The sequence below is a fragment of the Streptosporangium sp. NPDC001681 genome, from assembly GCF_040298085.1.
Classification (GTDB): Bacteria; Actinomycetota; Actinomycetes; order Streptosporangiales; family Streptosporangiaceae; genus Streptosporangium.
In genome coordinates, this window is sequence record NZ_JBEOZN010000008.1 from 86074 (window position 1) to 109466 (window position 23393).

Consider the following 23393-nt stretch of genomic DNA (forward strand, 5'->3'; position numbering starts at 1 on the left):
GGTGAGAGGGAGTACCGCCGGGCGTAGAGCATGGCGGATTCGGTGGCAGGGCCCCGGCGAAGTCGTCAAGGCATGATCTTGAGGGGGCCAGGTGGCGAGCGGGAGCGACGGCGATGCTGACGGCACCGGTCAGGCGCGGGGGCCGCCGGCGACGTAGATGACCTGCCCGGAGACGAAGGACGCCCCTTCGCTGACGAAGAACGACACCGCGTGGGCGATGTCCTCCGGCTTGCCGGTGCGGGCAACCGGGATCTGCGCGGCGGCCGCAGCCTTGAACTCCTCAAACGGGACGCCGACCCGCTCAGCGGTCGCGGCGGTCATTTCGGTCTCGATGAAGCCGGGCGCGATCGCGTTCACGGTAACGCCGAACTTCCCGAGTTCGATGGCCAGGGTCTTGGTGAAGCCCTGGATGCCGGCCTTGGCCGCAGAGTAGTTGGCCTGGCCGCGGTTACCGAGCGCGGAAGTGCTGGAGAGGTTGACGATGCGACCCCACTTGTGCTCGGTCATATAGCGCTGCACGGCGCGGCTCATGAGGAACGACCCGCGCAGATGGACGTTCATCACCGAGTCCCAGTCCTCGGCACTCATCTTGAAGAGCATGTTGTCGCGGGTGATGCCGGCATTGTTGACCAGCACCGTGGGGTCACCGAGTTCCTCGGCGACCCGGGTCACCGCGGCCTCGACGCCGGCCGCATCGGAGACGTCAACGCCGACCGGCAGCGCGCGACCGCCGGCGGACTCGATCGCGTGAACGACCGGCTTACAGGAAGCCTCGTCGAGGTCGAGCACCGCCACAGCAAAGCCGTCCGCAGCGAGTCGCTTCGCGATGGCGGCACCGATTCCGCGGGCGGCTCCGGTGATGATCGCGATACGGCCGTTGGTGTTGCTCATGTCGTCTCCTTGACTCTCTTTTTTCAGGGGAGGTGCCGGTGGTCAGCTGCGTGAGTAGCCGGCCCCAGGCGGCACGGGCGCGCCAGGCCGGTGTACAAGGCTCTCAGGCTGACAGCGGCTCCCTCACCGTTGGGGCCGGCGTCGTCGATGAGAGATCCTAGATGATCGCCACCTAGCCCCAGCCCGGTGAGCTGGTGTTGAATCACCCCGGTTTCGGTGGAGTTGGCTTGGATGGCATGAAGACGGGCTCGGTCATCCCATCACCGTGCCCGTCGAGTCCGCGTTGCGCGGCCGGGCACGACCGAAGGCGGCGAGCCCTATCTCCAACCCGGTGTGCTCACCGACGACGCGGCTCTCACCGTCGATCACGGCCCGCATCAGGCGCCCGACCATGGGGGCGTTCTTGAACTGGTTGCCACTGGTCCCGATCGCGACGTAGAAGCCCGCGCGTTCCGTGCCATCGTAGATCGGGGTCCAGTCCTCGGTGACGTCGTAGACGCCGGCGACACCGATCGGCCTGCCGGGCACACCGAGGCCGGGAAGGCGGCGGGCGGCACGCGTGACCTGTGCCTCAAAGACCTGCCGGGTGGGGCTGGGATTGATGGCGTCGGGATCGTCGACCCACTGCAGCTCGTCACACTCGGGCTCGGTGCCGCCGACCAACAGTCCGTCACCCGGGGCGCCCCGCATATAGATGCCGAGGTCGAGGTCGGCGATGCACGGGCCGATGCCCTCGCCGTTGTAGCCGGCCGGCGCGGGCACGTGGTGCACCTCCTGGCGCATCGGCCGGACGGTGACCGACCAGCCTGCGCCGACGCCCGCCAGCGCGTTCAGCCTGCCGGACCACGGCCCGGCCGCGTTGATGACGACGGGCGCGCTCACGGTCGTGCCGTCGTCGAGCCGGACACCGCTCACCGCACCGTCGCCGAGGACGGCGATCACCTGACGCCTGAACAGGAACTGCGCACCCCGCCGCTTCGCGCCGTTGGCGAGGTTGACGGCAGCCAGCCCCGGGTCGTCGACGAAGCCGGCGTCCGGGGTCCACAGCGCACCCAGGCGCTTGTCCGTGTCCTCCCAGAAGGCCGGATCCTCGATGCGTTTCGGAGGCCAGAACCGGCCAGGGTCGAGCCCGGGCATCCGGCGGGCCAGCTCGTCGGCCTCCCAGACCTCGTACGGGATCCCCGCCCGGTCGAACATCTGGAGGACACGGTCCATCGGCGCGATGTCGACGTCCATGAACACCTTGCCGACGCGGTGGAACCTCGCCATCCCGGCGTCGTCCACGCCCTCGAGGTGGTCGGCCCACCTCTCCCAGCAGTGCTTGGACTCCCAGGACAGCGCAATGCCGTCCCAGGTCGAGTAGTTGAACCGGATCACGGCGCTGGACGCGCCGGTCGACCCCTGGCCGGGCCCGCTCGCCTTGTCGACCACCACCACCGAGCGGCCCGTCTTGGCCAGCTCGAAGGCGATCGAGGAGCCGATCACGCCGGCACCGACCACCACTACGTCTGCTGTCACACTCATGTGCAAAGTCTCGCCTCCTCCATGAGGGTGCGCAGCCCGTCGGGGATGGCGTCCTCCGGCAGGTCGGAGAGCGGCAGCTGCACGAGCAGCCGGTAGACGCCGAGGTCGTCCCACGCGGTCACCGTGCCGAAGCCGGTCACCTGCTGCCATCGCACGCTGCGCCATAGCCGGACCTTCGGGCACGAAGGGGGTCAGCCGCGGGTCGGCATGTGCTTCTGGAACCAGTCCACGACGCGGGTGCAGAAGTCGATCAGAGCCGGGAATCGACGGATGCCGTGGCCTTCCTGCGGGTAGATCACGAGCTGGGACTCGACGCCGTGCTCGAGCAGCGCCTGGTGGAACTCCTGGGCCTGCGTCGGGGGAGTGCAACGGTCCAGGGCACCGGCGATGTTCAGGCACGGGGTGCGCACCTTGCCGGCGTGGGTGACGGGGCTCCTGGAGTGGAACCTGTCGCCGGGGACTTCCGGGTTCCCGTTGAGGAACAGCACGTCGAAGTAGGGGATGTTGCTGGTGAAGTGCTGGCTGTACCAGTTCGTCACGGGTGAGAACGGTACGGCGGCAGCCCAGCGCTGGTCCTGGGTGACCAGCCACGAGGACATGTAGCCGCCGTACGATCCGCCGATGAGGCCGACCCTGGCCGGGTCCACGATCCCGCGCTCGACGAGAGCGTCGATCGCGGACGTGAAGTCGGTCGTGTCCTCGCCGCCCATGTCCCCGAAGACCAGCCGGGCGAAGTCCTGCCCGCGGCCGGAGCTGCCCCGCGGGTTGGGGCTGAGGACGGCGTACCCCTGGGCCACCAGCAGCGGGGTATAGGAGGAGGACATCGACCACATGTTCCGGTAGGCCCACACCGGGCCACCGTGGATGTTCACCACGAGCGGGAAGGGCCCGTCCCCGGCAGGGACGCATAGGATCCCCTCGATTCGCAGCCCGTCCGGTGCGGACCAGGCGACCGTCTCGGCCTTGCCCGCGACCGACAGCAGGTACTCGGTGCCCGGGTGCCTGATCCCCGCGAGCTCGACCCGGTCGTCACCCAGCACCACGACCCGTTGCGGCACCGAGTAGCCCTCCTCGACGAGCACCACGCGGCCGTCGGCGGACCAGGCCGCCTCCGGGTAGTCCGCGCCGCAGCTGGTGTCCGTGCTCGACCACAGCTCGGTGATCTTCCCGGTCACCGCGTCGTACACCGCGGCGACGGTCTCCAGGCCGCGGATCCCCAGGATTCCCAGGCGATCCGCGTCGATCCACTGGGTCGCGGTGACGTCCACCTCACCGGTGTCGACCCGCTCGAAGGCGGCACCGGGAGCGCCCACCAGCAGGTCACCCGCGATGGCCCCGCGGTCGCTGCCCACCGCCTCGACCACCGCCAACCGTCCCCCGGAAGGCGAGGCCGCGGGCCAGCCGAGCTGCACCTCGGAGCGGGCCAGTTCGGTGACCGCCCCGTCGAGGCCCAGGCGGGAGAGCACGGCCGTGTACCAGGCGGCCTCGCCCGGAGCAGGGCTGGTGACCGCGACGACCGCGTCGGGGCCGAGCCAGACCGCCTCCCAGATGTTGAGACCCTCCGGCGACAGCCTGGTGGTCGTACCTGCCGCGAGGTCGTGGATCCACAACGACCGCCACGACTCCTCCGTCACGCCGATCTCGACGTGCGGGTGCCAATCCGGCAGCTCCTCCTTCGGCTTGTACGTCGTGCCGCTCCCCTGATCACTGGCCAGATCGGCACCGAGCCCCGCCATCCCGAGCAGCACCTTCGTGCCGTCCGGTGACCAGGAGCAGTACTCCACCGTCCCGGGCACGGCCGGGGTCGCCTCCGCCTCACCCAGCTGACCGGTGCGCAACAGGTACAGCTGGAACCGGCCTGCCTCCGTGCGGTCCGACAGGAATGCCACCGTCGCCCCGTCCGGGGAGAAGCGCGGTTGCCGCGAGGAACCGGACGGCCCCGTCAGCGGCCGCAGGTCCGCACCGTCGACCAGGAAGCAGGCCTGGCGTGGAAGGCCGGCCAGTTCGTCGTACACGAGGCCGGTCACGGCGATCCGCGACCCGTCGGCGGAGCAGGACGGCTCCAGCAGCTTGTACGGCTGTCCCAACGCCGGCTCGTGCAACCGCCGGAAATGCTCTTCGACCTGGTCCCAAGTGGCGCTGCCGCGCACGTCCCTACCGTTCATGGGCGGACCCTACGCGATGGGGCGGTCCATCTCCTATCGACTCAGGTCGGAAACCGGGGGGCTCGGACTCTACGGGTGTCGAGGTCGGAACTCCTTGCAGGGGCCGGTGGAAGGCCGCGCACTTCACCGGGGGATGCTGAACTCGATACCTTACGGATCATCGTCCGGGCTGCCACTGACGTCGACCGCCCTGGCCGCGTCATAGTGACACCGTCTCGATACGGCTCACCGACGTCACATGATCGGCGGCTGCAGTTGCACCACCAGGCGGGACATGACCATCTGATGCGCTCGCCTGCGCAGCACGCGCTTGAAAATGAGGTTCATACCTCGGTCCTCGCATGGTGCCGTCGGCAGGCAATGGATAACGAGGCTTCATGGACGCGGGTTTCATGAGCCGCCGTGCGACAGAGACGCGAGGAATCGGAGCCTCTTGAGCTCGTGGAATGCCTGGCCGCCCTGGACGTACGCGGCGACCTCGAGACGGGACAGGTCCAGGACGAGCTGATTGCGGTGCTCGGTCCGCCGCCGGGTCGGGCGGTGGATCACCCAGTCGGGGTGCGCGCGGTAGAGGTCGGAGTCGGGGTTGACCATCTCCGGCTCCACCCAGATGCCGAACCGCATCCCCAGCTCGTGCACCCGGTCGATGAGGGGACGCAGCCCGTCGGGGAACCGTGACGGGTTGGGACACCAGTCACCGAGCCCGGCGTCGTGCGTACGGGAGCCGAACCAGCCGTCGTCCATGACGAACAGCTCGACGCCGAGTGCGGCGGCTTGCGCTACGGGGCGGCCGGCCTGGCCGTTCGCTTCGCCGACGGAACCCGCGACCTGGAACTCCGCTTCGTGGAGTCGAAGACGGGGGACGACTCACTCAAACGGTAATCCGGGTTTCAGGGCCGCCAGCCCCGGCAGACGGGGCCGGCGGGCTGTGTTGCGCAGCAGCGAGGGAGTGTCAACTTAACGGCTGATCTTGCTTGTTGAAGTGGTCAGTGGTTGGCGGGGGTGAGGCGTCCCTCGAAGGCGATCTGGAAGGCGTTCAAGGGCGCCTTCCACCGCATGGTCCTGCGGGTGCTTCATCCGCGCAGTCGGCACCCGCACAGCCTGTCGAGATCACAGTGGTCGCTTTGGTTCCCTGACGCCCTGCCCGGCCGGCGACCTGCCGCGACTCGTTGATACGTGCCTGCAGGAACGCGATCAGGTCATGTGTGACGCCCCACTGTTCACGGGCCGGCCATTCTGGACGTCACTGAAAGACGCCGGGACGTTACCTGAGAAGGTTGACCCCCGCGCGGCCGATGCTGGAGTGTGTCAGGGACGGGGGGCCCGTACTTCGCACCGTTCGGAGCCGTCGATGACGCTTGTGGCCTCTCCCGTACTCGTCGGACGTGACACCGAACTGCGAACCCTCCTGAGGGCGATCACCCGCCCGCCCGCCGTTGCGCTGGTGGAGGGCGAAGCGGGCATCGGCAAGACGCGGCTGGTCAAGGCGGCGGTCGACCGGCTCGGCGGCGGTGAGCGGATCGTCCTGCTCGGCCACTGCCACCAGATCCGCGAGGCGTTCCCCTACGGCCCGGTGTTCGACGCCCTCCGGAACGCCGCCGACGCCCTCCCGGAATCGAACCGCCTCAACCCGGTCGTCGGGGCGCTGCGCGGCCACCTTCCCGAACTCGCCCGGGGGCTGCCGCCCTCGCCCGCGCCGCTCGATGATCCGCTGGCGGAACGGCACCGCTTGTTCCGCGCGGTCCACGCGCTACTCGAGGCAGTCTCCCCGGCCGTCCTGGTGATCGAGGACCTGCACTGGGCCGACGACGGCACCCGGGACCTGCTGCGCTTCCTCATCGGTCAGCCGCCGGACGGCCTCGCGCTGGTGACGACCTATCGGCGGTCCGACCTGCCGGTGCCGGAGTTGCCGCTCGGCCGTGCCCATCGGCGTTTGCCGGGGACGACGAGCGAGGTCATCTCGCTCACGCCGCTGGACGCGGAGAGCGTGCGGAGCCTGGCGGGCGCGCTGCTCGGCCGGGCGGACGTGACCTCCGCCTTCGCCGCCAGGCTGCTCGACCGCACCGCCGGGATCCCGTTCGTCATCGAGGAGGTGGTCCGTTCGCTGCCCGGCGCCGACGGGCGCCGCACGGACGACGATGGCGAGCCGGACGCGCTCGAGCACATCACCGTGCCAGTGCTCCTGCGTGAGGCGATGGCGGATCGGCTCAGCGATCTGTCCCCTGCCGGGCTGAACGCGGTCTACGCCGCCGCCGCGCTCCGGCTGCCCGCAACCGAGCCGCTGATCGCCGCCGTCACAGGACAGTCCACGGGCCCGGGCCCGCTCCTCGGCGCGTCGCAGGCGGCGGCCGGGATCCGCGAGGCGTTGCGCGCCGGAGTGCTGCACGAGGACGGGGACGGCCGGTACGGCTTCCGCCACGTGCTCGCGCAGCAGGCGGTCTACGACGTGATCCCCGGACCGGACCGGCGGCGGGCGCACATGCGGGCGATGGCCGCACTCGCCGCGCTCGATTCGCCGCCGCTCGTCCAGCTCGCGTTCCACGCCCGCCGCGCGGGCGACATCGAGGCCTGGCGGCGGTACGGCGCGGCCGCCGCGGACCACGCCGCCGCGCTGGGCGACAGCCCGCTCGCGGTCGAGGTGCTCGAGGGCATGCTCGGCGACCCCGACCTGCCGCGCTCCTGCCGGGGCCCGCTCATGCTGCGGCTGAGCAAGGTGGCCGCGATCGGGCTCTCCCACCGGCGGGTCGTACGGCTGCTGCGACGCCTGCTCTCCGACGACTTCCTGTCACGGGAGGTACGCGGCGAGGTGCGGCTCAACCTCGGCGTGCTGATGTCCAACCAGGCGGGTGCCATCGCCGCCGGACGGCAGGAGATCATCGCGGCGCTCAACGATCTGGACGACCGGCCCGCCACCGCCGCCCGCGGCCTCGCCCTGCTGGCGATGCCCGCGTGGGGCGACGAGCCGCTCACCACCCACATGGAGTGGATGGACCGGGCCGAGCGGCTGCTCGCCGTCGTCAACGACCCCGAGGTCACGGCGGCGGTGCAGGCCAACAGAGTCGCCTTCGCCATGCTGGTCGGCTCGCCCGACGCCTTCACCCTGGCGGCGACGCTCCCTGTGAACGATCCGTCGGCGGCGGTGCGCAGGCAGGCCGCCCGCGCGTACTCGAACCTGTGCGACGGGGCGATCCCGCTCGGCCACTACGCCGCCGCCGAGCGGTTCGCCCAGGAGGGCAGGCGGCTCGCGAAGGAGACCGGCGCCCTTTACTCCGGCTACCTGGTGGAGGTGTCGTCGGTCCGGCTCGACTGGCTGACCGGGCGCTGGGACGGGCTGCGGCGGCGCGCCGCCGCCGTGGTGGAGATGACGCCGGAGGCGCCGCTGCTCGCGGCGGACGCGCAACTGGTCCTCGGCATGCTCGCGCTGGTCGCGGGCGAGTGGGAGGAGGCGGCGAGTTACCTCCACGCCGCAGGCCTGCGCCACCCCGGCTCCGGCTTCCATCCCGTCCTGGCCGCGGCGTCCGGCGGAGTGATCGAGCTGCACCTGGCCCGCGGCTCCGTGGACGCCGCCGTCTCCGAGGCAGACCGCGCTCTGTCCCGGCTGCGCCGCAAGGGCGTCTGGGTGTGGGGCGCCCACCTGGTGCCGTCCGCGGTCGCCGCACTGCTCACGGCCGGGCGCTTCGGCGACGCGGCCACCCTGGTGTCCGACTTCGCCGACAGCATCAAGGATCGGAGCGCACCCTCGGCCGAGGCGGCGCTCGACATGGCGCGCGGCATGACGGCCCAGGCCGAGGGCCGGCACGAAGCGGCGGCAGAGTTCCTCGCCAGGTCCCGTGCGGCCCAGGCGGCGATGCCCCAGCCGTACGGGGCGGCGCGGGCGGCCGAGGCAGAGGCGGGCGCGCGGCTCCGCCTCGGCGACCGCGCCGCCGCGGGGGAAATCCTCACGGACGCGGCCGAGCGGTTCACCGGGCTCGGAGCGACCCACGATGCGGCGCGCTGCCGCCGCACGCTGCGCGACATCGGCGCGGGCAGCCTGCCGCGCGGGGCCAGGAAGGCCAAGGGCGGCGTGCTCTCGACTCGGGAGAGCGAGGTGGCCCGGCTGGTCGCGCTCGGCCGTACCAACCGGGAGATCGCCGAGGTGCTCTTCCTCTCTCCCCGTACGGTCGAGACGCACGTGGCGAAGGTGCTGCGCAAGCTCGGCGTGCGCTCGCGCAACGACGTGGCGCCGCCCCGCTGACCCCTCCGCCGACGGGTCGCCCGGTTACCGGCCCGGACATGCGAGAGCCCCGGCCGGGGTCACCGGCCGGGGCCTCGCCCCCGGGTTACGAACCGGTCAGAGCGTGATGCTCCAGCCGGTGAGCTTCCCGGTCCTGCTGTCCTGGCTGCCGTCCATGACCAGCAGGTACCAGGCCCCGCTCGCGGTCGAGCTCACCGGCACCTGGTAGGTGCGGGAGCCGGACCACGGGGTGCATGTGGTGCTGAACTCCTGGTCCTTGATCGTGATGAAGTCGCTGCTGCCCGGGGCCATCAGGTACACGCTGAGGGTCTCCGAGCACGGGTGCTCGACGGTGAGGGCGACCTGCACCGGCGAGGAGGCCTGACCGGTCGCGGTGGACTGGATCGGGCTGAACGCGTAGCCGTTGTCGGGGATCGAGTAGACGGTGGTGCTGGGGAAGGTCCGGTCACCGCCGGTGGAGCCGTTCACCACGAGGGTGAACGTCGCGGTACGGGTGGCGGTCTCGCCTCCGCCGGTCACCGTCACGCTGTAGGTGCCGGCCGGGGTGGAGGCCGAGGTGGACACGGTCAGCGTGGCCGAGCCGCCCGAGGTGACCTGGGTGGGGGTGACGCTGACCGTCGGCCCGGCGGGCGTCACGGTGGCCGACAGGCTGACCGTCTGGGCCGTGCCGGACGTGGTGGCCGTGGTGACCGTCGCGGTGGCCTGCTGGCCCGGCTGGACCGAGCCGGACGACGGGTTCAGCGACAGCGAGAAGTCACGGGTCGGCGGCGGGGTGTCGCCACCCACCGCGGCCTTCCAGAGCGCGTACGCGGTCGCGCCCGCGGCCCGGCCGAGCACGGTGTCGTTGACGTTGGAGACGGTGTCGCACGCGGCGTGGTAGCACGAGTCGTACGCCCGGCCCGCGGTGCCGCCCCACTTGGCCGCCTGCGCGGAGGTCTTGGTGGCGCTGGCTCCCGCCGCCAGGCCGGATGTGGGGATTCCGGCGTTCTTGAACGAGGCGTCGTCGGAGCGGCCCTGGCCCTCGACGTTCTCCTCCGGCTGGAGGTTCAGCTTGTCGTAGTAGGCCTTGAGGTTCGCGGCGGTGGCGGTGGTGATGTTGTTGATGAAGTATCCGGCGTTGGTCGAGCCGATCATGTCGTAGTTGAGGTACGCCTTGATCTTGCTGCGCTCGGTGGAGCTGAGTGAGTTGACGTAGAACTTCGACCCGTTCAGGCCCTGCTCCTCGTCGGTCCACCAGCCGAAGCGCACGTGCTTGGCCATGCTGGGCTTCTGGGCGGCGAGGGTGAGGGCGACCTCCAGCAGCATGCCGGAGCCGGAGCCGTTGTCGTTGATGCCGGGTCCGGCGGCGACGCCGTCGAGGTGCGCGCCGGCCATGATGACCTGGTTGGTGTCACCACCCGGCCAGTCGGCGATCAGGTTGGGGCCCGCGCCGGCGGTGCAGCCGGAGGTGCAGTTCTGCCGGGTCACGGTGTAGCCGGCCGCGGTCAGCTTCTGCTCGAGGTAACTGACCGACTGGGTGTACCCGGCGCCGGTGGACCTGCGGTTGCCGCCGTTGCCGGTGGCGATGGTCTGGAACTGCTGCAGGTGCGCCTTGACGTTGGCGACGCTGATGTCCGGCGGCTCGGTCCCGCCGGATCCGCCGCCGACCGTCAGGGTGTAGGTGGCGGTGTGGCGGGGCGTGCCGGTGCCCGTCCCGGTGCCGGTGACCGTGATCTGGTACGTCCCGGTGGGAGTGGCGGACGTGGTGGAGACGGTCAGCGTGGCGGAGCCGCCCGAGGTGACGGACGACGGGGTGAAGCTCGCGGTCGCTCCGGACGGCAGCCCGGAGGCGGTCAGGTTGACCGTCTGCGCGCTGCCCACGGTGGTCTGGGTGCCGACCGTGGCGGTGGCCTGGCCACCCGGCTGCACGGAGCCGGACGACGGGTTCAGCGACAGGGAGAAGTCGGCGCTGCCCGGACCGGGATCGGTGCAGGTGGGCTCACCGGACTGGGCCGCCACGCTCACCGCGCTCCAGGCGGCCTTGGTGCTCGCGCACTCGGCGCTGTTGGCGCCGAACAGCTCCACGGCCGCCGCGACCGAAGCCGAGCGCACACTGGAGTGCTTCCAGGTGGACGACTTCCGGGACAGCGCGCCCATGAAGATCTTCCCGGCCTTCTGGATGCCGATGCCGGTGACCGTGCTGCTGTTGCAGGTCGGGCTGGTCGGCTGGCCGTTGGTCGGGTTGCTGCCTTCGGCCAGCAGGTAGAACCAGTGGTTCTGCGGGCCCGCCGCCGCGTGCACCTCGGTGCTGGGGATCGAGGAGGAGTAGCAGTTGGGGTCGCCGACCTTGGACGGGTTGTACATGTAGCGGATCGGGCCGTTGCCCGCGAGGTTGACCTCCTGGCCGACCGTGTAGTCCAGCGGCTCCTTGGGGTTGCTCGCGTAGGCCTCGGTGATGGCGCCGAAGATGTCACCGGTGGACTCGTTCAGGCCGCCGCGCTCGTTGTCGCTCTGCGACCCGGCCCCGCCGGGTGTCGTCTGGAAGATGGCGTGGCCGTACTCGTGCGCCACCACATCGATCGACGTCAATTGCTTGTTGCCGGCCTGGTTGCGGCCGAAGGTGGTGTAAGTGCCGGTCCAGTAGGCGTTGACGTCGGTCATCCCGACTCGCGCGCCGAAGCCCCTGCCACTGCCGTCGATGCCGTTGCGGCCGAGCCAGTCGCGCAGCATGTTCCATTCCTGGGCCGCCGTGTACATGACGTCCACGCACGCGGTCTCCAGGTCGGTGCCCGACCCGTTGCCCCAGGTGTCGGTGCTCTTCGTGTACGCCGAGCCGTTCTGGCCGCCGCACTGGATGCCGGGCCGCCCAGCGTCGGTCATCGAGTAGGAGCTGCCGACGCGGCTGGTGTCGATGGTGACCTGACCGGCGAAGTGCGCGTTGCCGCTGCCCGCGACGACCTCGTCGTAGTGGTCGGCGACCGCGCCGGTGCGGGCATCGACGAACACGTGCTGGATGCTCGGCTTGTTCTTCGCCACACCGGCGACGACGGCCTCCCAGGCGAGCTTGGGCTTGCCGCCCCAGGCCAGCACCACGAGCCGGGGCGCGCCGACGTCGTCCACCCGTGACAGCCGCGCCTTGGCGGTCTGAGTCGCCTGCTCCGCGGTGATCTTCGCCACCAGCGAGATGTTCCGCGGGCTCGGTCCGGAGGCCGCGGTGGTGTCGCGTACCCGCCCGGAGGCGTCGGTGACGACCACGGCGTCGCCGCCGATCACCGGCAACCCCCTGTAGGTGCGCTCGTACGAGACGTACTGCATGCCGCCCGGGCCGGTCGTCACGCCGACCCGCTCGTAGGACTCGTCCGGTCCCGCGCGCAGTTCGTCGAGCCCGCTGGCGACGGCCCGGTCTGCGGCGGCCACGGCGAGCGACTTGGGATCGGCGGCCGGAGCCGCGGTCGTGGAAGAGACGGAGGTCGCGGGGGTGAGGGATCCGGCAAGGGCGCCGTGGAACGGGGCGGCGTCCGCGGGTGGCGCGACGAGCGCCATCGAGGCGACCGTGGCGACACCGGCGGTCACCGCGGCTAAGACCTTGTGTTTCACTCGGGGCTGTTCCTTTCGGTCTTCCCGGTCCGTGTCGCCTGTCGGCGCACGTCGGACCACCACGCCGCCGGGGATCTCCGAGCAGGCGAGGTTGGATGGGAAACGGGGGGTGTCGAGAGGGTGATCGCGTTTCACCCTGTTGTCGCCAGACGATAGGCATCGGCGGCATCCGCGAAAATCCGTTAACACATCCGTAGGCCTACGGAAATTCCGTAGACGTGCCATGAACAGCGCCCGGCATGCACGCGGCCCGGCGACACCGGCCGCCGGGCCGCACACGTGTCCCCTGCTCTACACCGCGGCGCTCACGACGTGCGCAGGCGGAGCCAGGTGACCAGGCGGGTGTCGGGATCGTTCAGGTCCAGGCCCTGCGCCGCGAGCCGCCTGATCCGGTAGCGGAGCGTGTTGGGGTGCACGCCCAGCCGCTCCGCCGCCGCCCTGACATCGCCGTGGCACTCGATCCAGGCCAGTACCGAATCCTCGTCCACCGGCCCGACCTCGTGCAGCAGCAACCGGGGGTGGGCATCCAGGAGTGCGCGCAGCTCAATGAGCGAGCCGGCCGCCCACACCTCCTCAATCGTCGCCACGGCCGCCCCCGGCGCCCCCACGACGGCACCCGGCGAGCCCGGGCTGGGCGATGCGCGGAGGGCTGCCAGGGTCAGGTCGGCCTCGTGGAGGGAGCGGGGAAGGTCCTCGGCCCCTGCCGGACGGCCCACCCCGGCCAGCAGGGGGCGGCGGGCCCCGAGCTGTCGCACAAGGTCGACAGCCAGCCCGCGAAGCTCGCGGAGCGCGGCGAGGCCGGTTGCGGGCGTCAGGCAGTACACCGTCTCCTCGCGCAGGACGCAGGCCGCCGAGCGGCGGTAGGCGGCCAGGTAGGTCGCCACCCGGTCGAGCAGTTGCTCGGCGGCGGACGCCGGGCCCGCCTCGGCGACCGCGAGGACGGCCAGCCGACCGGAGGGGTCAAGGCCAAGGTGGCGGAGCGCGGCGCGGGGCTCGTGGCCGTCCAGGGCCTGGCCGGCCAGTTCGCCGCGGCGCTGCCGTTCGGCGTCGCGGGCGGTCCGCACGCGCAGCAGGTGGACGGCGGCCAACCGGGCGAACTCCTCGATCAGCGTGAACCGCTCGGCCGGAAGCTGCTCGCACCCCTCCAGCACCCACAGCATGCCCAGCGGCTCGGGCCCGCTGCGGATGCCCACGCCGATGCGCCAGATCTGCGCACCGAGCTCGTCGTACGGCGGGCCGGTCGGGAACCGCAGCGCCCGCTCGCCGGTCAGCAGCAGGTGGCGCGTCTCGCGCGGCGCGTTGGTCGGCGGCACCGCCCTGTTCAGAATCACATCCCGCTGCAGCGCGTCGTTGACCTGCCCCGGCACCGCCGAGTAGGCCATCAGCCGCCACTGCATGTCCACGATCCCGACGGGCCGATCGAGCGTCTCGGCGATCGCGTTCACCAGCGCGTTCAGGTCACCGGCCGGGACGCTGCCGAGATCGCGCCCGGGGTCGGCCGCCATGCCGTCGCTCAGCGGCAGTGACTCCTCCAGCAGTACGTGCAGGTGGCTCCACGTCATCGCGCCGGGCAGGGCGATGAGCGCGAGGCCCGCCTCCGTGGCGGCCTCGGCCAGCGGCTCGGCCTCCTCGGGCGAGGCCCTGACCACGGCTGCCGCCGCTCCGCCGAGCGTGCGGATGACCGGGGCGGCCACCGCGGGCGCCACCCCGACGAGCAGCACCATCGAACCGGGCGGCGGCGCGGCCGGGTTGAGCGGGTCGAAAATCGAGGGCCCGGACACCGGAACCCGCAGGCCGCGCGGCGCGAGGACGACCTTCAGCAGCCTCTCGCCGACCCGCTCGATGATCTCGGCCAGCGACGGCTCAAGGTAGTCCACCTGGCTCATGGAGTGAGGATAACCTTGGCCGATCGGCCAAGGATTCCGCGCGGCCGTTCCTTCACTGTTGGCGCATGGAGAGTTCTTGGGGCCAGGTACGGCTCAGCCGGGACGCCTACGGCACGGCGCTGGTCGACGCGGACACCGAGCCGGCCGCCTACTTCGGCCTGGGATACGCACAGGCGCAGGACGACCTGGAGGCGCTGCTCAGACAGTACGTCCTGGTCCGCGGTGAGACCGGCGACCAGGAACGCGACGCAACTCAGCGCCGCTGGCAGGTGCTGGAGGAGGCCAGGCACGGCTTCGACGCACTCCCGGCCGGCCTGCGCACGTGCTACGAGGCGTTCGTCGGCGGGGTCGCCGCGTGGATGCGCGAGCGCCCGGACCTGGTGCCCGCGTGGGCACCGCCACTGGAGCCCGCGCTGCCGATCGGCGTCAACCGCACGGCCATGCTTTGGTGGCTCATCACGGACGCGGTCGAGGCGCTTCGCGAGGCCGGGGTCCTGCCCACGGGCCCGACCTCGGAGAAGGAGCGGATGATCGGCTCCAACGCCTGGGCGATCCGGCCGTGGCGGACCGCCGTGGGCGAGACGATCCTGGTCAGCGATCCGCACCTGCCGCTCGGTGAGACCTTCGCGATGCACGAGGCGGTCGTCAGGGGCGGCGAGGCGCTGCACTACACGGGCTTCACATTCGTGGGCGCGATGCTGCCGCCGCTGGCGCACAACCGGACGTGCGCGTGGGGCCTGACGACGGGCGGACCGCGGGTGTCCGACGCCTACCGGATCGTTGTGGACGGCGACGTCTACCTGCATGACGGGGAGCCGCGCCAGGTCCTGTGGCACGACGGTCACGAGTATGTGGTGCACAACGACGTGATCGCGCCCGTGCTGGCCAGGGACGAGGAGGCCGTGTACGTCGTCTGCACGCCGTACATGGGACTGGCCGGGGAGACAGAGCTGCAGCTCATGGAGATGGTTCGGGCCCGCGATGTGGGTGAGCTGAGGGCGGCGCAGGAGCGGCAGGCCTTTCCACCGCAGAACCTGATCGCGGCCGACGCGAACGGCGACTGCCTGTACCTGCGCATCGGCCGCACCCCCGGACGTGCCGCCGGACAAGGAGGGCGGCAGGTGCTGGACGGCAACACCTCCGCCACCGCCTGGAAGGGCATCCACCCGCTCGCCGAGCTCGTCCAGATCGCCAACCCCGCCTCCGGGTACCTCGGCAACTGCAACACCGCCCCCGACACGGTCTGCCCCGAGCTCCGGCCGGACGGCTGGCACCCGGACGCCTTCAACGACGAGCCCGGCCGTACCACCAGCCGAGGCAGGCGGCTGGCCGAGCTCCTCCCCCGCGCGTATGCCACCGACGCCGCCGAGGTCACCCGCTGGGCGCTGGACTCCCGCTGGCCCGACACCGCGCTCTGGCAGGACCGCCTCCACTGCGCCGCCGAAGCGGCGCCGGACCGGATCGCGGGCTGGCCGGCGCGGACCCGCTGCCTCCTGCACCGCCTGCTCGCCTTCGACGGCCACGCCGACCCCGGCTCCACCGACGCCCTCGCCTGGTCCACCTGGCGCACCGCCCTGGAGGAGAAGACCGGGGAGCTCGCCGAGGCCGACCTGCTCGACGCCGTCGAGCGGGCCGTCGTGCCCGATGGGACCTACGGCGATTTCCACGAGCTCGCCCCCGGCGTCCCCGGCCGGGCGGGCGGGCTGGGGCTCGACGTCCCGCTGCGCGCGACCTACTACCAGAACGGCCGCGCCTACCTGGCCGGACCGTGCCTGCGCATCGTCTCCTTCGGCACGGACGGCCTGCGCTCCTGGAGCGTCGCCCTGCCCGCCCAGGCCGGCCTGTACGGCAGGGGCGAGGTCAAGCCGATCACCTTCGACCTGCCATGAGCCTGATCACCGCCCGAGAGGGGATCCCCATGTCCAGCGTCTTCGGAGAGCCCGGCTACGCCCGCCTGCCGGATGGGCGAAGGCTGCACTATGTCAGCAGCGGCGCGGGCGAGCCGGTCGTCGTCCTGGAGTCCGGTCTGGGCGCCACACGCACCGAGTGGGGGCTGGTCATCCCGCCGCTGGCCGAGCACACCCGTGTGGTCGCCTACGACCGGGCGGGGCTGGGCCGCAGCGATCGCGACCCGCACCGTCGCCACCTGGAGCGGATGGTGGAGGACCTGGGCCACCTCCTGGGCCACCTGGGACAGGACCGCTACGTCCTGGCCGGGCACAGCCTGGGCGGCCCCATCATCCGCGCCTACGCCGCCGCGCACCCGGAGCGGGTGGCCGGTCTCGTGCTGATCGACCAGGCGGCCGAGGACCTCGATCTCTACTACTCGCGTGGTTTCCGCCAGATGACCCTCGCCATGAACATGGCCACGCGCGGCCTCCGCCGGATCGGCATCAAGGTGGTCCCGGCGGAGGTCAGGCGGGTGATGGCGTTGTTCCCCGCACCCATGCGGGCCGAGGCGCTGGCCGAGACGACCCGCCTCTCGGAGATGCGTGCCACCGGGGCGGAGTACGCGGCGCTGGCAGAAGGCTTCGCCCGCCTGCGTGCGGCCAGGCCCGCCCTGCCCCGGGTGCCGGTGACGGCCATCAGCGGGATGCTCGCGCCCAGCAAGATGGAGAGGCGGGTGCGGCCGGCGTTCGTCGAGAGCCATCGGCGCCTGGCCGAGGCCCAGCCCCTGGGCCGCTACGTCAAGGCCGAGCGCTCCGCCCACATGATCCCCCAGGACGAGCCCGGCCTGGTGGTCGCCGAGATCCTGCGCGTGGTGCAGGACCACTAAGGGCTCGCCGCGAAATAGCCCGTTGCCTCCCAGATCTTCGGTCGTTGTTAACGAAAGATCACTAATTGGAGTCTCCGCACTTCGAGGGGATTTCCAATGGGAACGCTGGTGGCAAAGTGTCGCCTGCAGGGCGATAGCCGCCGAATATCTCACCTACGAGCGGCATGGCACGCCGGACGGGACACGAACACGCCTGGTGCACGCCTCCTGCCACCGCAGCCTCCAGGCCCGCAACCGCAGGAGACCCGGCGTCATCTTCGCATCCGCCGAGCCCTCGGGGCTTGCTTGAGCCAAGGTACGGGGAAAGCCCGCTCGCCCGGTTCTGAGGGGGGCGGCGGCGCAGCAATGCGCCGCCGCATCTGACGGACGAGTGCCTGCGCGCGGGATGCGATGAGAGCGAGGGCGAGAACTGGGCGGTCAGCGCCGCCGGGATCGCCCCTCGCTGTCCGGTCCGCGATGGACTGAAAATCTGTCGCCGGAGCGCTCGACCGTACATATGGTTGCCAGATGCCTGATGCGATCTTCACCCATCCTCGTCTCGCCCTCATCTACGACGCTTTTAATGGAGACCGCGACGATCTGACGGCCTACCTCACCATCGCCGGCGAGTTCGGCGCGGACCGTGTGCTCGATGTCGGTTGCGGGACAGGATGCCTGGCGATCCTGCTTGCCGACAGCGGCCGCACGGTTGTGGGCGTGGACCCGGCCGAGGCATCGCTCGAGGTCGCGAGGTCGAAGGATCCAAGCGGAAGGATCTCCTGGGTTCACGGCGATGCAACGACGGTGCCGGCGCTCGGTGCCGATCTCGCGACGATGACGGGGAACGTGGCGCAGGTCTTTCTCACCGACGATGGCTGGACGCGGACTCTCCGGGGCATCCACGCCGCACTCCGCCCGGGTGGTCACCTCGTATTCGAGACCAGGCGTCCGGAACGTCGGGCGTGGGAAGAATGGGCCGCTGACGCTGCTCCGGTCACCCTCGACATCCCAGGAATCGGATCAGTGGAGCAGCGCCTTGAGGTCACCGACGTGAGCCTGCCGCTGGTCTCCTTCCGCTACTTCTACAGGTTCCTGGCGGACGGCGCAGCCGTCACCTCGGACTCGACACTCCGGTTTCGTGACCGCGACGAGGTGGAAACGAGCCTGGTCGCCAACGGCTATCGAGTGCTGGACGTACGAGAAGCCCCTGATCGGCCAGGTCGCGAGTTCGTGTTCGTCACAGAGCGCACGACCTGAAGCCTGTGGGTGCCACTCCGCTACGAGCCCTTCCCGACCCGGTCGAGGACGATGTCAAGGTCATCCGGCATGACCGCCTCGGCGGGCTGATCCACGAATACGCGCAGGTCGCATAAGGCATAAGGTGGCCGGGTTCTTGGCACCCACAGGCTGTTTCGCGCTCGCCCCGAGATCGCGACAAAACGAGAAATCACAGGTCAGGGGCCATGTTTATGAGCAGGGCGGGTGGGACTTGAACCCACGACCCACGGATCACGAGTCCGCCGGTCGCAGGGCGCGCAGTCGTGCCGCCTCGGTCGCGGTGACGTTCGGGTCCGCCAGACGCGCCGTGACGACCTCGGCGGTGCGCGACGCCGGATCGGTACGGCATTCCCGCTGGAACGCCCGTAGCAGGGCACGCCTGCGAAGCCGGGCGGCGAACCCCGAGACGTCGCCGTTCCGCACCAGCACGAGGGTCTGGGCCACGTCCGCCGCGGGATCCCCGGCGGCGGCGTTGCACCAGTCGATGACACTCGGCCCGCGGTCGGTGAGGATGACGTTGGCCGGGTGGAGATCCAGGTGCAGCACCCGGTGGTCCGACTCGCCGGCGAACCGGCGCGGGAGCCAGTCGGGCGCGGTGACCGCGTGCAACGTGTCGTGCAGCTCGCCGAGCAGCCGGCCGTACGCCGTCGTCCGCCAGGGCCGCCGCCGCAGGGCCTCCAGCATCGTCGGCCCGTGCAGCCGTTGGAGCACCAGATCGGTGTCGGTGACCTCGTGCACCCGCGGAACCGGGTACCCCTGAGCCGAGAGGTAGGTCATCAGGCGCGCCTCCTGGTGGGTCGGCCCATCCTGGCGGTACCGGCGCAGCACCCGATCGTCGCCGAGCGCGTACACGTCCGCGGTCCTGCCCCTGGCGATCAGCTCCACGGCCGTTTCCCGTCATCACCGGATTCCCTGACGATGGAGTCGAGCAGGAGCCCGAGCGCGGTCTCGAACAGCTCGTCCGGATCGACCTTGGGGAGATGGTCGCGGATCGCGTGGATGTGGGGGTGGGAGTCGGGGTCGGCCGCGCGGTAGGCAAGGCTCGTCCCGGCGACCTCGGCCGCCTTGGTCTCGGGGGCGAGGCTGTGGAAGGCGGCCTCCCCACCCGACCACAGGAGCGCGAAGTCGGCGACGACCCGGTAGAGCATCGCCGCCCGGGCGCCGTCGAAACCGGCGCCGATCAGTGCGCCGATCATGGTGTCCGCCGCGCGCATCTCCGCGGTTCCCCTGGTCGTGCGCGGCCCGGACAGGGCCGCGGCCGCGGGGTGGGCGAGGTAGGTCGCGCGGACCCTGCGGCAGAGCTCGGCGAGGGTGTCCGCCCAGTACGGGGCCGCGGTGAAACCCTCGAACGCCTCCTGCAGCAGCCGGTCGGCGACGGCGAGCAGCAGGTCGTCACGGCCGTTGAAGTGCCGGTAGACGGCGGTCTGGTCGGCGCCGAGCGCCCTGCCCAGCCGGGGCATGCTGAAGGCGGCCGCCCCGTCCTCGTCGAGCAGGCGCAGCGCCGTGCTCACGATGAGGTCGGGGGTGAGTGCCCCGCGGGGCAGGCGGGGACGTCGCTGAGGATTGCTCACCGGGTCATCATCTCAGGTCGCCTCCGCGTCCGGCTGGAATTCAAAGCCATGGACCAAACTATAGTCCAAGGCATTGACATCGCTGTGTCCCGGGTGTTTGCTCAGGGGCCATGAACGAGAAGCCGGCGGACCTGGTTCTCATCGACGGCCCGGTCTTCACCGCCGATGCCGTCAGGTCGTGGACCGACGCGGTCGCCGTACGCCAGGGACGGATCGTGGCGCTGGGAGCGCCGGCCGTCAGGGAGCTGATCGGCCGCACCACCGAGGTGGTCGACCTGGCGGGCACCCTGGCGATCCCCGGATTCGTGGACGCCCACGCGCACCCGGTCTTCGGGGGCCTGGGACGTGCCAGGTGCGACCTGCTCGCGGGAGAGGGGAACCTGGCCGCCCCGGCTTTGGTGGGCGCGGCCGAAACGCTGGCCCGTGTCGCCGCCTACGCCGCCGCGCACCCCGGCCGCCCCTGGATCGTCGGCGGCGGCTGGTCGATGGACCACTTCCCCGGCGGCACACCGCGCAGGGAGGACCTGGACCGCGTCGTGCCCGACCGGCCGGTGTTCCTGCTCAACCGCGACGGGCACGGCGCGTGGGTCAACAGCAGGGCACTGGAGCTGGCCGGTGTCGACCGGCACACCTCCGACCCGCCGGACGGCCGGATCGAGCGCGACCCCGACGGCACCCCGACCGGGACGCTGCACGAGAACGCGGCCGAGCTGGTCTCCCGGCTGCTGCCCGCCGTCTCGCCCGAGGAGTACGCGCAGGCGCTCATGGAAGGCCAGCGCCATCTGCACTCCCTCGGCGTCACCGGCTGGCAGGACGCCCTGGTCGGCGACTACCTGAGCTACCCGGACGCGCTGGAGACCTATCGCGCGGCCGCGGCCGACGGGCGGCTGACGGCCCGGGTGGTGGGTGCGCTGTGGTGGGACAGGGACGCGGGCGTGGCACAGCTCGACGACCTGGTCAGGCGCCGGGCCACGAGCACGGTCGGCCGGTTCGCCGCCACCTCGGTGAAGATCATGCAGGACGGCGTGTGCGAGAACTTCACCGCCGCGTTGCTGGAGCCGTACCGGTCGCCGGGCGGGGGAGGGGAGAGGCGGGGGCACAGCTACCTCGACCCGGGGGCGCTGGGCGAGGCGGTACGCCTGCTGGACGCCGAGGGCTTCCAGATCCACTTCCACACGATCGGCGACCGCGCGGTGCGCGAGGCCCTCGACGCGATCGAGGGCGCACGGGGCAGGACCGCCGATCCGGAGCCGTCGCGGGGGCGTGGCCACCGGGGGGACAACCGTCACCACCTGGCCCATCTGCAACTGGTCCATCCCGATGACGTGCCACGCCTGCGGCGGCTGCGGGTCGCGGCCAACATGCAGGCGCTCTGGGCGGTTCGCGACGAGCAGATGGCCGAACTGACGATCCCGTTCCTGGGCGAGGAGCGGTCACGGCGGCAGTACGCCTTCGGCGCGCTGCGGGAGGCGGGGGTCACGATGGTGGCGGGCAGCGACTGGCCCGTCTCCAGCGCCAACCCCCTGTGGGGGATACACGGCGCGGTCAACCGGCTCGTCCCCGGTGACCGCGAGGGCGAGCCCTTCCTGCCCGAGCAGCGGCTGGCGCTGGCCGACGCGCTGAGCGCCTACACCGCGGGGGGAGCGTGGATCAACCACCTCGACCACCTCACCGGCACGATCGCCGTCGGAAAGTACGCGGACCTGGCCGTGCTGGACCGCGACCCGTTCGAGGAACCGGCCCACGAGGTCGCGGACGCGCGGGTGGACCTCACCTTCGTCGAGGGCGTCCTGGTTCAGGAGCGGACCTCCCGATGACCACGACCGGGGCCGGGCGGGCGACCTCGAGCGTCCTCCCGGCGACGACCTCGCCGAAGACCACCGGATCAACCTCAAGAGAGGATCCCTGATGGAAACCCTCAGGATCGGCCCGGCCCCTCTCCACCCGGGAGCCGAACAGTTCATGGTGCCCATGCGCGACGGCACCCGGCTGGCCACCGACGTCTACCTGCCGCCCGCACCCGGCAGGCACCCGGTCGTCGTCTCGCGCATGCCGTACGACAAGGCGAGCGCGTGGATGGCCGTCGACAGGATCGCGCCGCGCTATCTGGAGCGCGGCTACGTCTTCGTCGCCCAGGACGTACGCGGCAAGTTCCGCTCGGAAGGCGAGACCATGCCGTTCGTCCACGAGGTCGAGGACAGCTACGACACGCTCGACTGGGTGGTGGGGCAGCCCTGGTCGGACGGGGCGGTCGCGATGACCGGCGACTCCTACCACGGCTACACGCAGTGGGCGGGAGTCGCCGGCGGTCACCCGGCGCTGCGGGCCGTCGCGCCCCGGGTGACCGGTACCGGCATCTCGGACATGCTCCTCGCCGGCCGGGTGAGCTGCCTGTACCAGGCCGCCTACTTCGCGCACATGTGGGTGGACAGGGACGTCCACTACTACGAGACAGACTGGTCGGTCCGGCCGCTGAGGGAGGTCTTCGAACCCGCCTTCTCCGCGATCGGAGCCCGCTCCGCGGCCGTGGACGCGATGCTGGCCGGTTGGCCGCCGGTCAACCCGTTCGCCTCCCGGCACCCGTTCACCGCACGCCCCGTCCCGGTGCTGCACCGGGTCGGCTGGTTCGACAACCTCATCGACTTGTCCATGCGCGACCACTCGGCGCAACTCGCCGTACCTGCCTGGCGGGACCTCGCCTACCTCGACGCCGACGCCTGTGACCACCACACCTACCATCTCGTCCAGGCCCCCGTCGCCCCCGCGGACGACCACGCGCTCGACGCCGCCCTGCTGGACCGGATCCTGCCCCGCTACCTCGGCCGGACGCTGGACTTCTTCGACGTGTTCGTACGAGGGCTGCGGCCGGTCACCTCGCTGTCGCGGGCGACGTGGTTCCAGGGGCACGACGGCGAGCGCACGGCGGGCGAGTGGCCGCCGCGGGACGCGGTGGAACTGCTCCTGCACCCGTCGGGGAACGCGCTGGCCACCACGCCGGAGACGGGTGCGCGCGTCGTCAGGTGGACACACGACCCGGCCGATCCGGTCCCGTCGATCGTGAAGGATCCGTGGGTCTTCCTGCACGAGTACCCGGACGAGAGCCCGCTGCACGACCGGCCCGACGTGGTGGTCTTCACCGGTGAGCCCGCCGGGCGCCCGCTGGACCTGACCGGGCCGGTCAACGCCCTGGTCGCGGTCGAGACCGACGCGCCGAGCATGCACCTGTTCGTCAAGCTCCACGACGTGGCCCCCGACGGCTCCGCCCACATGATCTCCCGCGGGCAGGCGCTGATCACCGGGCCGGCGGGCGTCCAGGTCGATCTCGGCCACACCGGCTACCGGCTGCGGTCAGGCCACCGGCTGCGGCTCGTGCTCTCCTGCAGCGACTACCCGCTGTTCGCCCCGCACCCCGGCACCGCCGAGGACCCGTGGTCGGCGACCGCCACGCGCCCCTCGGTCCAGACCCTGCGCCCGGCGGCCACCTTCCTCTCCCTCACTGTCACCCCGTGAGCC

The 23393-nt window shown here is 71.3% G+C and carries 14 protein-coding genes and 1 pseudogene; 6 read left to right on the forward strand and 9 right to left on the reverse strand.

The genetic code is table 11. The features are described 5' to 3' along the window. Positions 1-129 precede the first annotated feature (129 nt). The 5 genes and pseudogenes from fabG to ABT130_RS05655 form a co-directional block, all read right to left on the reverse strand. On the reverse strand, positions 130-891 hold the full coding sequence (fabG, locus tag ABT130_RS05635) for a 3-oxoacyl-ACP reductase FabG (RefSeq protein ID WP_350953126.1): 762 nt from the start codon (positions 889-891) through the stop codon (positions 130-132). A 252-nt stretch (positions 892-1143) separates the two neighbouring features. Then, entirely contained in the window at positions 1144-2415 is a 1272-nt protein-coding gene (locus ABT130_RS05640; RefSeq protein WP_350953128.1) for an NAD(P)/FAD-dependent oxidoreductase, read from the reverse strand. Then, on the reverse strand, positions 2412-2570 hold the full coding sequence (locus ABT130_RS05645) for a hypothetical protein (protein WP_350924125.1): 159 nt from the start codon (positions 2568-2570) through the stop codon (positions 2412-2414). The genes ABT130_RS05640 and ABT130_RS05645 overlap by 4 nt, the downstream gene beginning before the upstream one ends. A gap of 36 nt (positions 2571-2606) precedes the next feature. Next, complete coding sequence (locus tag ABT130_RS05650) at positions 2607-4580, reverse strand: S9 family peptidase (RefSeq protein ID WP_350953130.1); 1974 nt, start codon at positions 4578-4580, stop codon at positions 2607-2609. A 390-nt stretch (positions 4581-4970) separates the two neighbouring features. Then, positions 4971-5345 (reverse strand): annotated as a pseudogene (locus ABT130_RS05655) (alpha-galactosidase); the annotation flags it as partial. Positions 5346-5931: 586 nt separating this feature from the next. Between ABT130_RS05655 and ABT130_RS05660 the strand changes: the two are divergent. Beyond that, on the forward strand, positions 5932-8814 hold the full coding sequence (locus ABT130_RS05660; protein WP_350953132.1) for a helix-turn-helix transcriptional regulator: 2883 nt from the start codon (positions 5932-5934) through the stop codon (positions 8812-8814). A 96-nt stretch (positions 8815-8910) separates the two neighbouring features. On the opposite strand, the gene ABT130_RS05665 is transcribed toward ABT130_RS05660, so the two are convergent. Both ABT130_RS05665 and ABT130_RS05670 read right to left on the reverse strand, forming a co-directional pair. After that, entirely contained in the window at positions 8911-12390 is a 3480-nt protein-coding gene (locus ABT130_RS05665) for a M28 family peptidase (protein ID WP_350953134.1), read from the reverse strand. A 305-nt stretch (positions 12391-12695) separates the two neighbouring features. After that, complete coding sequence (locus tag ABT130_RS05670; RefSeq protein ID WP_350953136.1) at positions 12696-14276, reverse strand: PucR family transcriptional regulator; 1581 nt, start codon at positions 14274-14276, stop codon at positions 12696-12698. A 65-nt stretch (positions 14277-14341) separates the two neighbouring features. Between ABT130_RS05670 and ABT130_RS05675 the strand changes: the two genes are divergently transcribed. The 3 genes from ABT130_RS05675 (at position 14342) to ABT130_RS05685 (ending at position 18288) form a co-directional block, all read left to right on the forward strand. Continuing rightward, a complete protein-coding gene (locus ABT130_RS05675) occupies positions 14342-16165 on the forward strand; it encodes a penicillin acylase family protein (RefSeq protein ID WP_350953138.1) in 1824 nt (607 codons plus the stop codon). Positions 16166-16194: 29 nt separating this feature from the next. Then, positions 16195-17052, forward strand: coding sequence for an alpha/beta fold hydrolase (locus ABT130_RS05680; RefSeq protein WP_350953140.1), 858 nt, complete (start codon positions 16195-16197; stop codon positions 17050-17052). Positions 17053-17559: 507 nt separating this feature from the next. Beyond that, on the forward strand, positions 17560-18288 hold the full coding sequence (locus tag ABT130_RS05685) for a class I SAM-dependent methyltransferase (RefSeq protein WP_350953142.1): 729 nt from the start codon (positions 17560-17562) through the stop codon (positions 18286-18288). Between the two features lie 252 nt (positions 18289-18540). Here ABT130_RS05685 and ABT130_RS05690 read toward each other — a convergent pair whose 3' ends face one another. Together ABT130_RS05690 and ABT130_RS05695 are read right to left on the reverse strand one after the other, a co-directional pair. Continuing rightward, the gene (locus ABT130_RS05690) at positions 18541-19194 is read right to left on the reverse strand and encodes a phosphotransferase (RefSeq protein WP_350953144.1); all 654 of its coding nucleotides are present in this window, start codon (positions 19192-19194) and stop codon (positions 18541-18543) included. After that, entirely contained in the window at positions 19185-19880 is a 696-nt protein-coding gene (locus tag ABT130_RS05695; protein ID WP_350953146.1) for a TetR/AcrR family transcriptional regulator, read from the reverse strand. The genes ABT130_RS05690 and ABT130_RS05695 overlap by 10 nt, the downstream gene beginning before the upstream one ends. A gap of 110 nt (positions 19881-19990) precedes the next feature. On the opposite strand from ABT130_RS05695, the gene ABT130_RS05700 reads away from it, so the two are divergent. Further along, positions 19991-21697, forward strand: a complete 1707-nt coding sequence (locus tag ABT130_RS05700; protein WP_350953148.1) for an amidohydrolase — start codon at positions 19991-19993, stop codon at positions 21695-21697. 91 nt (positions 21698-21788) lie between these two features. After that, positions 21789-23390, forward strand: coding sequence for a CocE/NonD family hydrolase (locus tag ABT130_RS05705; protein WP_350953150.1), 1602 nt, complete (start codon positions 21789-21791; stop codon positions 23388-23390). Positions 23391-23393 lie beyond the last annotated feature (3 nt).

Excerpts from the sequence above, each read along its gene's own strand:
- ABT130_RS05700 (WP_350953148.1), top strand. The coding sequence starts at position 19,991 with ATGAACGAGAAGCCGGCGGACCTGGTTCTCATCGACGGCCCGGTCTTC.
- ABT130_RS05660 (WP_350953132.1), top strand. The coding sequence starts at position 5,932 with ATGACGCTTGTGGCCTCTCCCGTACTCGTCGGACGTGACACCGAACTG.
- ABT130_RS05640 (WP_350953128.1), bottom strand. The coding sequence starts at position 2,415 with ATGAGTGTGACAGCAGACGTAGTGGTGGTCGGTGCCGGCGTGATCGGC.
- ABT130_RS05685 (WP_350953142.1), top strand. The coding sequence starts at position 17,560 with ATGCCTGATGCGATCTTCACCCATCCTCGTCTCGCCCTCATCTACGAC.
- ABT130_RS05650 (WP_350953130.1), bottom strand. The coding sequence starts at position 4,580 with ATGAACGGTAGGGACGTGCGCGGCAGCGCCACTTGGGACCAGGTCGAA.
- ABT130_RS05680 (WP_350953140.1), top strand. The coding sequence starts at position 16,195 with ATGTCCAGCGTCTTCGGAGAGCCCGGCTACGCCCGCCTGCCGGATGGG.
- ABT130_RS05675 (WP_350953138.1), top strand. The coding sequence starts at position 14,342 with ATGGAGAGTTCTTGGGGCCAGGTACGGCTCAGCCGGGACGCCTACGGC.
- fabG (WP_350953126.1), bottom strand. The coding sequence starts at position 891 with ATGAGCAACACCAACGGCCGTATCGCGATCATCACCGGAGCCGCCCGC.
- ABT130_RS05670 (WP_350953136.1), bottom strand. The coding sequence starts at position 14,276 with ATGAGCCAGGTGGACTACCTTGAGCCGTCGCTGGCCGAGATCATCGAG.
- ABT130_RS05705 (WP_350953150.1), top strand. The coding sequence starts at position 21,789 with ATGGAAACCCTCAGGATCGGCCCGGCCCCTCTCCACCCGGGAGCCGAA.